Source organism: Nakamurella flavida, from assembly GCF_030811475.1.
GTDB classification, from domain to species: Bacteria; Actinomycetota; Actinomycetes; order Mycobacteriales; family Nakamurellaceae; genus Nakamurella; species Nakamurella flavida.
The window spans coordinates 4,083,933-4,097,789 of sequence record NZ_JAUSQV010000001.1; the positions used below are offsets into that span (position 1 = coordinate 4,083,933).

General features: G+C 72.9%; 14 protein-coding genes. 9 read left to right on the forward strand and 5 right to left on the reverse strand.

The window, feature by feature from the left end:
* Nucleotides 1-27 precede the first annotated feature (27 nt).
* Nucleotides 28-1,011 (reverse strand): helix-turn-helix transcriptional regulator, encoded by a 984-nt coding sequence (locus tag J2S58_RS18060; protein ID WP_205257137.1) that lies wholly within the window; start codon nt 1,009-1,011, stop codon nt 28-30.
* An 83-nt stretch (nt 1,012-1,094) separates the two neighbouring features.
* On the opposite strand from J2S58_RS18060, the gene J2S58_RS18065 reads away from it, so the two are divergent.
* The gene (locus tag J2S58_RS18065; RefSeq protein WP_205257138.1) at nt 1,095-1,715 is read left to right on the forward strand and encodes a TIGR03086 family metal-binding protein; all 621 of its coding nucleotides are present in this window, start codon (nt 1,095-1,097) and stop codon (nt 1,713-1,715) included.
* A gap of 16 nt (nt 1,716-1,731) precedes the next feature.
* Here the strand turns inward: J2S58_RS18065 and J2S58_RS18070 are convergent, their stop codons facing one another.
* Complete coding sequence (locus tag J2S58_RS18070; RefSeq protein ID WP_205257139.1) at nt 1,732-2,832, reverse strand: endonuclease/exonuclease/phosphatase family protein; 1,101 nt, start codon at nt 2,830-2,832, stop codon at nt 1,732-1,734.
* A gap of 114 nt (nt 2,833-2,946) precedes the next feature.
* Between J2S58_RS18070 and J2S58_RS18075 the strand changes: the two genes are divergently transcribed.
* Together J2S58_RS18075 and J2S58_RS18080 are read left to right on the forward strand one after the other, a co-directional pair.
* Nucleotides 2,947-4,131, forward strand: coding sequence for a trans-sulfuration enzyme family protein (locus J2S58_RS18075; RefSeq protein ID WP_205257140.1), 1,185 nt, complete (start codon nt 2,947-2,949; stop codon nt 4,129-4,131).
* A gap of 73 nt (nt 4,132-4,204) precedes the next feature.
* Complete coding sequence (locus J2S58_RS18080) at nt 4,205-4,672, forward strand: nucleoside deaminase (RefSeq protein WP_205257141.1); 468 nt, start codon at nt 4,205-4,207, stop codon at nt 4,670-4,672.
* Nucleotides 4,673-4,679: 7 nt separating this feature from the next.
* Here the strand turns inward: J2S58_RS18080 and J2S58_RS18085 are convergent, their stop codons facing one another.
* Both J2S58_RS18085 and J2S58_RS18090 read right to left on the reverse strand, forming a co-directional pair.
* Nucleotides 4,680-5,657, reverse strand: a complete 978-nt coding sequence (locus tag J2S58_RS18085) for a nucleoside hydrolase (RefSeq protein ID WP_205257142.1) — start codon at nt 5,655-5,657, stop codon at nt 4,680-4,682.
* On the reverse strand, nt 5,654-5,929 hold the full coding sequence (locus J2S58_RS18090; protein WP_205257143.1) for a hypothetical protein: 276 nt from the start codon (nt 5,927-5,929) through the stop codon (nt 5,654-5,656). The genes J2S58_RS18085 and J2S58_RS18090 overlap by 4 nt, the downstream gene beginning before the upstream one ends.
* A gap of 144 nt (nt 5,930-6,073) precedes the next feature.
* Here J2S58_RS18090 and J2S58_RS18095 point away from each other — a divergent pair, with 144 nt between their 5' ends.
* Both J2S58_RS18095 and J2S58_RS18100 read left to right on the forward strand, forming a co-directional pair.
* Nucleotides 6,074-6,868, forward strand: coding sequence for an electron transfer flavoprotein subunit beta/FixA family protein (locus J2S58_RS18095; RefSeq protein ID WP_205257144.1), 795 nt, complete (start codon nt 6,074-6,076; stop codon nt 6,866-6,868).
* A 104-nt stretch (nt 6,869-6,972) separates the two neighbouring features.
* Nucleotides 6,973-7,944 carry an electron transfer flavoprotein subunit alpha/FixB family protein gene (locus J2S58_RS18100; protein WP_205257145.1) on the forward strand — a complete coding sequence of 324 codons (972 nt, stop codon included), beginning with the start codon at nt 6,973-6,975 and terminating at the stop codon, nt 7,942-7,944.
* Between the two features lie 41 nt (nt 7,945-7,985).
* Here the strand turns inward: J2S58_RS18100 and J2S58_RS18105 are convergent, their stop codons facing one another.
* Nucleotides 7,986-8,471 (reverse strand): Fur family transcriptional regulator, encoded by a 486-nt coding sequence (locus J2S58_RS18105; protein WP_205257146.1) that lies wholly within the window; start codon nt 8,469-8,471, stop codon nt 7,986-7,988.
* 120 nt (nt 8,472-8,591) lie between these two features.
* Here J2S58_RS18105 and J2S58_RS18110 point away from each other — a divergent pair, with 120 nt between their 5' ends.
* The 4 genes from J2S58_RS18110 (at nt 8,592) to J2S58_RS18125 (ending at nt 13,702) form a co-directional block, all read left to right on the forward strand.
* Nucleotides 8,592-10,124, forward strand: a complete 1,533-nt coding sequence (locus J2S58_RS18110; protein ID WP_205257147.1) for a catalase — start codon at nt 8,592-8,594, stop codon at nt 10,122-10,124.
* Nucleotides 10,125-10,281: 157 nt separating this feature from the next.
* On the forward strand, nt 10,282-11,493 hold the full coding sequence (locus tag J2S58_RS18115; protein ID WP_205257148.1) for a cysteine desulfurase family protein: 1,212 nt from the start codon (nt 10,282-10,284) through the stop codon (nt 11,491-11,493).
* Nucleotides 11,493-12,566, forward strand: coding sequence for a tRNA 2-thiouridine(34) synthase MnmA (gene mnmA, locus J2S58_RS18120; RefSeq protein WP_205257149.1), 1,074 nt, complete (start codon nt 11,493-11,495; stop codon nt 12,564-12,566). The genes J2S58_RS18115 and mnmA overlap by 1 nt, the downstream gene beginning before the upstream one ends.
* 5 nt (nt 12,567-12,571) lie before the next feature.
* Nucleotides 12,572-13,702 (forward strand): uroporphyrinogen decarboxylase/cobalamine-independent methonine synthase family protein, encoded by a 1,131-nt coding sequence (locus J2S58_RS18125; protein WP_205257150.1) that lies wholly within the window; start codon nt 12,572-12,574, stop codon nt 13,700-13,702.
* Nucleotides 13,703-13,857 lie beyond the last annotated feature (155 nt).

Sequence of the window (13,857 nt, forward strand, 5' to 3'; positions counted from 1 at the left end):
AACCGCGTGGTCCGACAGCCCGGACGGTCAGCCGGTGGGGAGGGGCGGCGCCGCGGCCCGGCCGTGCCGGTCGAGGATGCGGGCCGCCCGGTCCACCAGCTCCGTGCGCAGATCGGCCGGTTCCACGACCTCCATGTCCGCACCCAGGGACCACAGCACGCCCGAGGCGTGCGCCCGGTCCCAGAACTCCACGGCGTACAGGTCCGATCCCGGTTCGTGCCGGCAGGGCAGGCCGGTCGCGGCGAGTCGGTCCGCCCCGTCGGCGTCGATCCGCAGCAGCACGTGCACCGCCGGGCGGGACCGGCGGAAGTCGGCCCGCCGGGCCTGCCAGCGCCGGGGCAGCTCACCGGCGGCGTCGATGCGGTGTGCTGCCTCGGCCGGCAGGACCCGGGCCTCGACGATCCGGGACAGTCGGTAGACGCGGTCCTCCCCGCGGTGGACGGCGAGCAGGTACCACGAGCCGCCCGCACTGATCAGGCCGAGCGGGTCCACGGTGCGATGGGAGGGGGAGTCCGCCGTCCGGGACCGGTACGTCAGGCACAGCCGCCGCGCGTCCAGCACCGCCTGCTGCACGACGGCGAGCGCCGGCTCGGGCCGGGGATCGGTCAGGAACCCGTCCGTCAGGACCAGGATGCGGGCGCCCGCGCGCAGGGCACCCGACCGGCGTGCCTCCGGCAGGGCGGCGAGGACCTTGCCCAGGGCACCGGCCAGCGACGGGGCCAGCCCGAGTGCGGCGGAGGTCGCCGGCGACCCGGCGGCGAGCAGGGCCACCGCCTCCTCGTCGGTCAGTCCCCGAACTCCGGACAGGGCGGTGGACACCCCGGGCAGCAGGGCGAAGCCGCCGGTCCGGCCGCGTTCGGCGTAGACGGGAACGCCGGCGGTCGACAGCGCCTCCACGTCGCGCAGGACGGTGCGGACGGAGACCTCCAGCTCCGCCGCCAGCGCGGGTGCGCTCATCCGCCCCCGCTGCCGCAGCAGGGTGACCAGGGTCAGCAACCGATCGGCTCGCACCGGCCGATCCTGTCAGGAATACCTGTCAGCAGGTGTCAGGTATGCGATCGACGATGAGCGGACACCGACCCGGAGGAGATCCGATGACCCGTCCCGACACCACCACCGCGACCGCCCCGCAGGCCGACGAGCTGGACCCGCGTCCGCTGTACCGCGCCGGTCTGACCTGGGCGCACGGGCTCATCGCCGCCGTCCGTCCGGAGCAGCTCGGCGACCCCACGCCCTGCGTGGAGTTCGACGTCCGCACCCTCGTCGGTCATCTGGTGGCCACGGTCGACCGGGCACGGGTGATCGGGTCCGGCGGGGATCCGGGGACGGTCGAGGTGGTGGTCACCGGGGTCCCGGACGACGGATGGGCGGACGCCTACGCCGCGGCCGTGCGGGTCATGTGGCCGGTGTGGGAGGGCGACGACAGCCTGGACGCGATGGTCACCGCCCCCTGGGGGCGGGTGCCCGGGCGGAACGCGGTGTGGGGGTACCTGCGGGAGACCGTGGTCCACGGCTGGGATCTGGCCGTGGCCACCGGGCAGGACCCGGAGGTCGATCCGGCCGTCGTCGGCCCGTTGCTCCAGCGTGCACCGCTGCTGCTCCCGGCGGAGCCCCGCGGGGGGTTCATCCCGTTCGCGCCGGTGGTCATCCCGCGGCCCGGAGCGGGGCAGACCGAGCAGCTGGCCAACTGGGCCGGGCGACCCGGCCCGTCCTGAGTCCTGGTGACCGGGATCAGGACGCGGGGACGGCGGCCAGGCGGGCGATCAGGGCGCGGTGGTCGCTGCCGCCGGCGACGACGGTCTGGGTGCTCAGCACCCGGTAGTGCGCCGGGTTGACCAGGACGTGGTCGATGGGTGCGGCGACCAGCACCGGGAAGGTCGACGGCCAGGTGCCCTCGGCGCCGCGCCCGGCCTCGGTGGCCGCGTCCACATAATCGCCGAGATCGCGCATCGGCGCGTGGTCCATGGTCGCGTTGAAGTCGCCGGCCACGATCGCGTTCGGGGTGTCCCGCGCCTGGGCGACCCCGGTGGCGACGGCCTGCGCCCACCGGTCGTAGCCGATGGCCGGGACGGGGGCACCGGTGTGCACGGCGACCAGAGTGGGGCCGTCGTGCCCGACGGGTTCGGCCCGGACCGTGCCCAGCACCGTGGACGGCGTGGCCGCGAGTGCGTAGACGCCGAGCGAGTCGGCGACGAGCAGGCTGGTCGACGAGGTGTCGTCACGCCGTTCCTGGGTGTGCAGGACCTGGTAGCCACGCCCACCGGCGGCGAGCAGTTCGGCGGCGCGGCGGGCGGTGGCCTCCGAGGTCTCCGGGAGCGACACCATGTCGGCGCCGCGGGCCCGGACCAGCGCGGCGATCTCGTCCGCCGTGGTCCCGCCGACCTCGGTGTTGTAGCTGACGACGACCAGGTCGGCCGATCCGGCGACGGGGGAGCCGGCCCACCCGCGGACCAGCATCGTGCCGGCGTTGCCGAGCCCGACCACCAGCACCATGGCCACGATCAACGTCCGCCAGAACGACGGGCGCCGCCACGGGTTGAGGAAGACGGCGGCGACGCCGGCGGCGACCAGGCCGGCGGCGGCCACCGGGCCGCGGAACGAGACCAGGTGCAGGAAGCCGGGGGTGGTGGACAGACCGAACAGGGCCGGCCAGACGACCGCCGCGGCGGCGAGCAGACCCAGCGCCGCGATCACGGCACGGACCACCCGCCAGGTCGGCGACCCCGGCCGGGACGATGTTCGCCGGCCGGGCTCGGTGGTCACCACGTCCCGCTCCCGGTCACAGGCCGGTGGGGGCGGGGGCCGCAGGGCGGGTCGGCGGCTTCGATCCATCGCTCCACCATGCCGCACCAGGGCTGTCTCCCCCCGGCCCGGGGCGCGACTCCCTCGGTGAGAACAACCACCCGTGGACGAGGCAACCTCGGGTCGGGTGGCAGCATCCCGGGGGTGACCGATCCGAAGTTGGCGTTGTCCACCCGCGCCGTCCACGTCCCGGCTGCCGATCCCGTCGGCGGGCGTCCGTTGTCCGTGCCGATCTACCAGACCTCCGTGTTCGCCCACGACGACGCCAAGACGATCACCGACGCGCTGAACGATCCCCGCGGCGACTTCGCGTACTCCCGGTTGGGCAATCCGACGGTCCGGGCGCTCGAACACGCGATGGCCGAGCTCGAGGGCGCGGCCGGCGCGGTGGCCACCGCCTCCGGCATGGGCGCCATCGCGGTGGCCCTCGGGGCGCAGCTCAGGGCCGGGTCGCACCTGGTCGTGCAGCGCTCGATCTACGGCGGGACCACCGGTCTGCTCGACGATCTCGTGGCCCGGTGGGGACTGAGCACCACCGAGGTCGACGGCGACGATCCGGCGGCGCTGCGGGCGGCCCTGCGGCCGAACACCGTGGCGGTGTACCTGGAGACCATCAGCAATCCGATGACCGTGGTCGCCGATCTGCCGGCCATGTGCGCGGTGGCGCGCGAGGCCGGGGTGCTCACCGTGGTGGACAGCACCTTCGCCTCGCCCATGGTGTGCCGGCCGCTGGAGCTGGGCGCCGACATCGTCGTCCACTCGGCCACCAAGTACCTGTCCGGCCATTCCGACGTGACCGGCGGGATCACCGCCTACGCCGACGAGAAGCACTTCCGGGCCGGTTGGGCGTACGCGGCGACGACCGGGGTCACCCCGGACCCGTTCGCGACCTGGTTGATCATCCGCGGGCTGCAGACCCTGGGTCTGCGCATGCGGCAGGCCAACAGCAACGCCGTCGCCCTGGCCGAGACGCTGGCCGCGCATCCCGCGGTGGACCGGGTCCACCACCCCTCGCGCCCGGACCACCCCCAGCACGAGCTCGCCCGTCGCATCCTCGACGGGTACGGCGCGATGCTGTCGTTCGACCTGGCCGCCGGGGAACACGCCGCCCGGGCGTTCACCGCGTCGGTCCGCCTCATCCAGCAGGCCGCGTCGCTCGGCGGGGTGGAGACCCTGACGGTCCACCCGTCGTCGACCTCGCACCGCTCGTTCAGCGACGAGGCCCTCGCGGCCGCCGGGATCAGCCGGGGGACCGTGCGCCTCTCGGTGGGGATCGAGGACCCGGCCGATCTGGTGGCCGACCTCACCCAGGCCCTGGAGCAGTGCTGACCGACCCGGACCCGCCCAGCCCCGGATCCGTCCCGCCATCCACCGACTGCACCCACCGACCAGGAGGACGACCATGACCGTGCCCGCCGCCCCGTCCGATCACGATCTGCTCGCGCACGCCGTGGCCGCCGCCCGCGAGGGACTGGCCCAGGGCGGCATCCCGATCGGCGGCGCCCTGATCGTCGACGGGGAGGTGCTCGCCACCGGGTTCAACAAGCGGGTCCAGCTGGGCAGCGCCATCCGGCACGGGGAGACCGACTGCCTGGAGAACGCCGGTCGGCTGCCCGCCACCACCTATGCCCGGGCCACGATGGTGACCACCCTGTCCCCGTGCGACATGTGCACCGGCGCGATCCTGCTCTACCGGATCCCCCGGGTGATCATCGGCGAGAACCGCACCTTCCTCGGCGGCGAGGACCTCCTGCGGGCCCGAGGGGTCGACGTGGTCGTGCTCGACGACGCCGCCTGCGTCGCCATGATGACCGACTTCATCGCCGCGAACCCGAGCCTGTGGAACGAGGACATCGGCGTCGCCGACTGAGCCACGCTCAGTCGGCGATGGTGGCCTGCCACACGCGGGCGTACTTCTCCGCCGCGACCTCGATCGCGACGTCGACCACGGTGGCCGGGTACTGCGCCTCGCGGTGCGGGTCGGCGTCGAGATCCGGTCCCCGGTGGCGCTTGTCGACGATGGTCTGACCCCGGCCGAAGCCGTGCCCGTAGTCGACGCGGACGGGCCAGGCGCGGGTGGTGAGCCCGGCCGGGTCGGCCACGGCGCACACCGTCCCGGCGTCGCCGATCGTCGCGCGGTCCAGCCCGAAGACGCGGCACTGGAACTCCAGGATCGCCCCGGCCAGCTGGGCGGCCGGATCGCTGTGCCGGCGGAGCTCGGCCGCCTCGGTGGCCGTCACGGTGACCTGGTCGAAGACGTCCAGGCCGTACATGGTCACCGGGATGTCGAGCTGCCCGGCGGCGGCCAGGGTGATCGCCGCCGCCTCCGGGTCGTGCCAGACGTTGAACTCGGCGACCGCGGTGGCGTTCCCCCGTTCGGCCGATCCGCCCATGAAGACGATCCGTTCGATGCCGGCGGCCACCTCGGGGTGGGTCCGCAGGAGCAGGGCGATGTTGGTCAGCGGCGCCGTGGGCACGAGGGTGATCCGCTCGCCGTTGCCGACCGCGGACATCAGCTCGGACCGGAGCAGCTCGACGGCGGTGTGCGGGGACAGTCGCCGGTCCGACGGGCGGGAGAAGCCGCCCAGGCCGTCGCGCCCGTGCACGTGATCAGCGGCGTGCAGGGGCGCCAGCAGGGGCCGGTGGGCACCCCGGGCGACGGGGATGTCCGGGGCACCCAGCGTGTCCAGCACGTAGAGGGTGTTGCGCACCACCTGCTCCACCCCGGTGTTCCCGGCCACACAGGTGATGGCGCGCAGGTCGATGCGCGGGGAGCGGACGGCGAACATCAGCGCCATCGCGTCGTCGATGCCGGTGTCGACGTCGAGGATGATCGGGACGGGCGTGCCGGTCATCGCCGCGGCGCCGGGCGGCCGTACTGCGCGTCCAGTTCCTCGCGGGCGCGGCGACGCGAGCGCACGGCCCGATCGAGCCGGGCCAGCAGGGCGATCGCGCAAGCGGCCGGGATGAGCCAGAGGAACCAGGGGGCCTGCCAGGTGAAGACCAGCAGGAACGAGATCAGCCCGATCATGCCCACCGCGAGCATCACCATCGAGCTGACGGGGATGCGAGCGGTGTCGGTCGGGGCGGGCGCGGTGAGGCGGGGTCGGTCGGGGTCGGGAGCCACGGAGCAAGCCTGCCACGCCCCACCCCGGGCGCCGGGTTCCCGTAGGCTACTGGTGAGTAACTTAGTTGACCCTTAGGCTGGGTCGCCCGTCGAACAACAACGCATGACGAACCGGCCCGACCGGCCGGCAGGAGGTCGATCCCCGTGGTGAACATCGCCGTTCTGGTCAAGCAGGTCCCGGACACCTGGTCCGAGCGCCGGCTGGACGACGCCGACTGGACGCTCGACCGGGACGCGGCCGACGCGGTCATCGACGAGATCGACACCCGCGGGGTGGAGACCGCACTGCAGGTGGTCGAGGCCCACGGCGGCGAGGTCACCGTGCTGACCATGGGGCCCGCTCGGGCCACCGAGGCGCTGCGCAAGGCCCTGGCCATGGGTGCGCACAAGGCCGTCCACGTGCTCGACGACGCATTGGCCGGATCCTGCGCCCTGCAGACCTCCGCCGTGCTCGCCGCCGCGGTCGCGACCGTCGGGGCCGACCTGGTCATCACCGGGAACGAGTCGACCGACGGACGCACCGGGACCGTCGCGTCCATGCTGGCCGAGCGCCTCGGCCTGCCGCAGGTCACCTCGGTGCGCACCCTGGAGATCGATCCGACCGCGGGCACGCTGCGCGCCGAGCGGGTCAACGACGCCGGCTACAGCGAGGTCACCGCCACGCTGCCGGCCGTCGTCTCGGTCACCGAGAAGATCAACGAGCCGCGCTACCCCAACTTCAAGGGCATCATGTCCGCGAAGAAGAAGACGATCACCACCCTGGGTCTGGGTGACCTCGGGCTGGATCCGTCGACCATGGGTCTGGCCCACGCCTCGACCGCCGTGCTGGACGCCGCTCCCCGTCCGGCCAAGCAGGCCGGCGAGAAGATCACCGACGACGGGGCCGGCAGCGGCGCGGCCGCGGTCGTGCAGTACCTCACCACCGCCCGCCTGATCTGACCCCGGGACCGTCCCCGGTGGTCCGCCACGGGGGCGTCGAGCCCACTCCCGTCCGGCCCCGCCGGACCCCTGAAGTCGACATCGCGAGGAAGAAGGCACGAGAGATGTCCCAGCCCGTACTGGTCCTGGTCGAGCACGCCGACGGTGCCGTTCGCCCCGTCACCGGTGAACTGCTCACCCTGGCCGCGCAGCTCGGATCCCCGGCCGCCGTGGTCGTCGGGAATCCCGGCACCGCCGAACTGCTCGCCGGTGAACTGGGCCGTCTCGGTGCCGGGACCGTCTACGCCGCCGAGTCCGACGAGGCGACCGGGTACCTGATCACCCCGGCGGTGGCGGCCCTGCAGGCGGCGGCGCAGGTCGCCGAGCCAGCGGCCATCCTCGTCGCCTCCACCGTCGACGGGCGGGAGATCTCCGGTCGGCTGGCCGTCCGCCTCAACTCCGGGGTCATCTCCGACGCGGTCGGCGTGAGCCGGGCGGAGGACGGCACCGTCGTGGCCGAGCAGTCGGTGTTCGGCGGCGACTACACGGTGCACGCGCGGGTCACCCTGGGCACCCCGATCATCTCGGTCCGGACGAACTCCGTCGAGGCGCACGCCGAAGCGGCCCAGGCCGCCGTGCAGGCGGTGGATGTGACGGTCGACCCGGCGGCGTCGGCGACGGTGGTCGCCGAACACCCCGAACCGGTGGGCGACCGCCCCGAGCTGGGCTCGGCGTCCGTCGTCGTGTCCGGTGGGCGCGGCGTGGGGTCGGCCGAGAACTTCACCGTGGTCGAGGATCTCGCCGACGTGTTCGGCGGCGCGGTGGGCGCCTCCCGGGCCGCGGTCGACTCCGGCTACTACCCGCACCAGTTCCAGGTCGGCCAGACCGGCACCTCGGTGTCGCCGCAGCTGTACATAGCGCTGGGGGTGTCCGGGGCGATCCAGCACCGGGCCGGGATGCAGACCAGCAAGACCATCGTCGCGATCAACAAGGACGCCGACGCCCCCATCTTCGAGCTGGCCGACATCGGCGTGGTGGGAGATCTGTTCGACGTGGCCCCCAAGGTCGCCGAGGCCGTCCGCAGCAGCAAGGGCTGAGCCGTCTCCACCGGTCCACCACTCGTGGGCCGGTGGGCCGGTCAGGCGCAGTCGGCGCAGCGACCGCGGAAGATGACCTCGCTGGACTGGACGACGAAGCCGACCGGGGCCGAGGTCAGTTCCGGCCCGTCGCCGGGGACGTCGAAGATCGCGCCGCACCCGGTGCAGACCAGGTGGTGGTGGTCGTGGTGCACGTTGGGGTCGTACCGGGTGAGCCGGTCACCGACGTGCACGGCCAGCAGCTCGCCGGCCTCGACGAGCTCGTTGAGGGTGTTGTAGACCGTGGCCCGGCTGATCTCGGGCAGCACGACCGTCGCCAGTTCGTGGACCTCGTCGGCGGTCAGGTGCACGTGTCCGTCCCGGTCCGCCGCTGATCCCGGCGCATCCGCACCGATGTCGCCGTGGGCCGGATCGTGACCGGCTCTGGTGCTCATCCGCACCTGGTCGTCGAAGACCGTCGCGATCACCCGGCGCTGGGCGGTCATCCGCCACCCGCGCTGCACGAGTCGACCGTTCAACGTCTCCATGACACCGGACCCTATCGCGATCCACGCGGACCTGGATGGCGTCCAGACTTGGACAAGGTCTAAACTGGGAGACGCTGAGACCAGGGCACTGACGTGCCCGTCGACCCAGGAAGGGATCAGATGGTCACCCAGGACACCACCACGCATCCGGCCAACCCCACGCTGACGACCGCCGACGGCGCGCCCGTCGCGAACAACCAGAACTCGCAGACCGCCGGCCCGAACGGCCCGATCCTGATGCAGGATCACCACCTCATCGAGAAGCTCGCCCACTTCAACCGCGAGCGGGTGCCGGAGCGCGTCGTGCACGCGGTCGGCATCGGCGCCGGCGGCGTCTTCGAGGTCACCAACGACGTCTCGCAGTACACCTGCGCGGCGTTCCTGTCCGAGGTGGGCAAGAAGACCGAGGTGTTCACCCGGTTCTCCACCGTGGCCGGCGCCCAGGGCGCCCCGGACTCCGCGCGGGATCCCCGCGGATTCTCGGTGAAGTTCTACACCGAGGAGGGCAACTACGACCTCGTCGGCAACAACACCCCGATCTTCTTCATCCGGGATCCGCTCAAGTTCCCGGACTTCATCCACACCCAGAAGCCCGACCCGCGCACCAAGGTGCAGGAGCCGGACAACGTGTGGGACTTCTTCGCGCTGTCGCCCGAGCTCACCCACCAGTTCACCTGGCTCTTCGGCGACCGCGGCCGCCCGAAGTCGCTGCAGAACATGGACGGGTTCGGCTCGCACACGTTCCAGTGGGTCAACGCCGAGGGCAAGGGTGTCTGGGTCAAGTACCACTTCAAGACCGACCAGGGCATCGAGTGCCTCTCCGACGACGACCTGCTCGACGTGACCGGCGGCAACCCGGAATACATGCTCTCCGAGCTGCGTGACTCCATCGACGCCGGGAAGTTCCCCTCCTGGACGGTGATGGTCCAGATCATGCCGTTCGAAGACGCCCCGAACTACCGGTTCAACCCCTTCGACCTGACCAAGACCTGGTCGCAGAAGGACTACCCGAAGATCGAGGTCGGCCGGATGACGCTGAACCGGTGGCCGGACAACTACTTCGCCGAGACCGAGCAGTCCGCCTTCAACCCGGCGAACTTCGTGCCCGGTATCGGGCCCAGCCCGGACAAGATGCTGCAGGGCCGGCTCTTCGGCTACGGCGACGCCCACCGCTACCGCCTGGGGACGAACTACCACCAGGTGCCGGTGAACCACCCGCACGCCACGAAGGCCCGCACCTACGGCCGGGACGGTCTGACCCGCGTCGACGGCAACGGCGGCGCGTCGAAGAACTACGAGCCGAACTCGTTCGGCGGCCCGGTCCAGACGTCCGTCCCGACGTACGCGGGCGTTCCCGTGGACGGGCTGTCCGGCAGCTACCCGTGGACCCTGCACGAGCAGGACGACGACTTCACCCAGGCGGGCGAGCTGTACCGCCTGATGGACGAGCCGGCCCGCCAGCGTCTGGTCACCGCCATCGCCGGTTCGCTGTCCCGGGTCTCCAAGGAGGAGATCGTCTCCGGGTCGGTCGCGCACTTCGCCGCCGCCGATCCCGAGTACGGTGCCCGCGTCGAGGCCGCCGTGAAGAAGCTGCGCGCCCAGGGCGCCACCGCGGACGACCCGCAGAAGGAAGCCGCGACGATGGTCGTCTGACCGTCCGCTTCCTCGAACGACCACCACTGCCCGGCGGGAACCCCTTGCCGCCGGGCAGTGGTTCTTCTCTGCCACCCCCGGGCGACTGCAGAACCCGCTGGGGCCCTTCCCCGCCGGGGCCACCGGTCGCCCGACCGGGGGCCTACCCTGGACGCCGATGACCTACCTCGACCACGCCTCCACCACCCCCGTGCTGCCCGCGGTGATCACCGCGGTCGGTGCCGTGATGGCGCACCCCGGGAACCCCTCGTCGCTGCACGCGAGCGGACGACGGGCACGCCGATCGGTGGAGGAGGCGCGCGAGTCGTTCGCCGCGGCCCTCGGGGCCCGACCCAGTGAGGTCGTGTTCACCTCCGGCGGTACCGAATCCGACAACCTGGCCGTGACCGGGTTCTACCGGGCCCGGCGCGCCGAGGATCCGGCCCGCCGCCGCATCCTCGTCGCCCCGGTGGAGCACCACGCCGTGCTGGACGTCGTCGAGCACCTGGCGGACCCCCGCACGGGGGAGGGCGCCGAGATCGGGTGGCTGGAGGTCGACGACTACGGCCGGGTGCACGCCGACACCCTCGCCGCGGCCATCGCGGAGGATCCGTCCTCGGTCGCCCTGGTCTCCGTCATGTGGGCCAACAACGAGGTCGGCACGGTCAACCCGGTCCGCGAGCTGGCCGCGGTCGCGCACGCCCACGGCATCCCCTTCCACACCGACGCCGTGCAGGCCGTCGGCCAGCTGCCCGTCGACTTCGCCCGCAGCGGCGTGGACGCGATGACGGTCTCCGCGCACAAGTTCGGTGGCCCCGTCGGGGTCGGCGCCCTGGTCGTCCGGCGGGACGCCGCTCTCGTCCCCGTCGTCTTCGGCGGTGGCCAGGAGCGGGGGATCCGATCCGGCACCCTGGATGTCGCCGGCATCGTGGGCATGGCCACCGCGCTGGCCGAGGCGACCGGGCGGCAGCCCGAGCACGCGGCACGCCTGACCGATCTGCGGGACGCGCTCATCGCCGCGGTGCTGGAGCGGGTACCGGATGTCGCGGTGTCCGGCGATCCCGGTCAGTCGCTCGTCGACGGCGGGCCGTCACGCCTCCCCGGGAACGCGCACCTGCGGTTCGCCGGCTGCGAGAGCGATGCGCTGATGATGCTGCTGGACGCCCGCGGGATCGAGTGCTCGGCCGGGTCGGCGTGCACCGCGGGTGTCGCCCGGCCGTCGCACGTCCTGCTGGGCATGGGCGTGGAGCCGGCCGATGCCCGTGGGGCGCTGCGCTTCTCGCTCGGCCATTCCTCCACCGAGGCGGACGTGCGGGCGTTGGCCGAGGTGATCGCGCCGGTGGTCGAGCGGGCCCGACGGGCCGCCGTCGCCGGGGCGAGGCGGTCCTGATGCGGGTGCTGGCCGCGATGAGCGGCGGAGTCGACTCGGCGGTCGCCGCCGCACTGGCCGTGGACGCCGGGCACGAGGTCGTCGGGGTGCACATGGCGTTGTCCCGCAACCCCGGCACCCTGCGCACCGGGTCCCGCGGTTGCTGCACCGTCGAGGACGCGTTCGACGCCCGCCGGGTGTGCGACCTGCTCGACATCCCCTACTACGTCTGGGATCTCAGCGAGGACTTCCTCGAGGACGTGGTGTCGGACTTCCTCGCCGAGTACGCCGCCGGCCGCACCCCGAACCCCTGCCTGCGCTGCAACGAGAAGATCAAGTTCGCCGCGCTGCTGGACCGGGCCGTCGCGCTCGGCTTCGACGCGGTGGTCACCGGACACCACGTCCGGCTGGTGGACGGCGTGCTGCACCGGTCCGTCGACGCGGCCAAGGACCAGTCGTACGTGCTGGCCGTGCTGACGGCGGACCAGTTGGCGCACAGCATGTTCCCGCTCGGCGAGATGACCAAGGACGAGGTGCGGGCCGAGGCGGCCCGGCGCGGGTTCGCGGTGGCCGCCAAGCCGGACAGCTACGACATCTGCTTCATCCCCGACGGGGACACCCGCGGCTACCTGACCGACAAGCTCGGCGCCAGGGACGGGGCCCTGGTCGACGCGGAGACCGGGGTCGAGCTCGGGCGGCACTCCGGGACGTTCGGCTACACCATCGGGCAGCGCAAGGGACTGGGCCTGTACCGGCCCGCCCCGGACGGCCGCCCGCGGTACGTGCTGGGCATCGAACCGGTCTCCGGGACCGTCACCGTCGGGCCCGTCACCGGGTTGGACGTCTCGATGATCACCGCCGACCGGGTGGTGTTCTCCACCGGGCGGGCCCCGGAGTTCCCGCTGCGCACCCTCGCCCAGCTCCGGGCGCACGGTGGGACGGCGTCGGGTTCGGTCGACCTGGTCGACGGCCGGCTGCGGCTGTCGTTGGACGCGCCCCTCCGCGGCGTCGCCCCCGGGCAGACCGTCGTGCTGTACGACCCGAGCGGTGACTTCGTGATCGGTGCCGGAACGGTCGTGCACACGGGAGGATGAGGGCCATGACCCTCGACAGCACGTCCGCGATCACCGTGCCGGATCCGGCACAGGAGGGCGCCCCTGTCGTCCCGGCCGCCCCCTGGCACCTGGGTGCGGCCACCGGGGTCGGTTCCCTGCCCGGCGTCGACGCCGACGAGTCCGCCCGCGTCGTCGCCGGGGAGCTGCCGGTGCCGCACCTGGTCGAGCTCCCGGCCCGCGGCCCGGGGGCGGACATGGTCGGTCGGGCGGTCGGCGTGCTGGTCGACCTGTACGGCGAGGTGGTGCCGTCGGGATGGCGACTCAGTCGCCGACCCGGCCGGGACGTCCGGCGCGCCAAGGACTACCTCGCCTGGGACCTGGACGCCGCCGAGCAGCACTACGCCGGCGCGTCGACCGTGAAGATCCAGCTGTGCGGCCCCTGGACCCTCGCCGCGGCGATCGAGGTACCCAGCGGGAACCGGGCGCTCATCGACCAGGGGGCCGTGGACGATCTGGCCGCATCGCTGGCCGAGGGGCTCCGGGTGCACGTCGCCGAGCTGACCCGGCGCCTGCCGGGCACCCGGATCGTGGTCCAGCTCGACGAGCCGTCCCTGCCGGCCGTGCTGCTGGGTGCCCTGCCGACGGCCAGCGGCTTCGGCACCGTCCGGGCCGTCGAACGGGTCCGGGTGGCCGAGGTGCTGCAGGGGGTGTTCGACCACCTGCCCGGCGTGGCGACGGTGCTGCACTGCTGCCACGAACAACCGCCGATCCCGGTGATGCGGGCGTCCGGGGCGCAGGCGTTGTCCATCGATCTGCGGGCACTGGGCAGCGCGGCCGCCCGGCTGGACCCGGTGGGGGAGGCCGTCGAGGGTGGGACCGTCCTGCTGGCCGGCATCGTGCCGGCCTCCGCGGACGAGCTGCGTGCCGCGGCCACCGACCCACAGCGGGCCGGCCACGTGCCGGGAGCCCCTGCCGACACCGCCCTGCGGGCCGTCGCCCGGCCGTTGCTGGAGCTGTGGAACCGCCTCGGCTTCCCGCGGGATCTGCTCGCCAGCACCGTGGTGCCCACCCCGGTCTGCGGGCTCGTCGGCGCCACCGAGGAGTGGGCCGCCCGGGCCATGACGCTCAGCCGGGAGATGGTGCCCGTCCTGCAGGAGGCCCCGCAGGGTTGGTGACGCTGCCACCGCCCAGTGTTGCCCCGTCGTCAAGCTTGCAGGATTGCCTAGGGGTTCTGGGAGGAGGTGATGGTGGGAGGGGTACCCCTGACTTGAGGTGCCCGGAGTCCAGATCGATAGTTTAGTCAGATCTTGTAAACTGACGTAAACGTTGT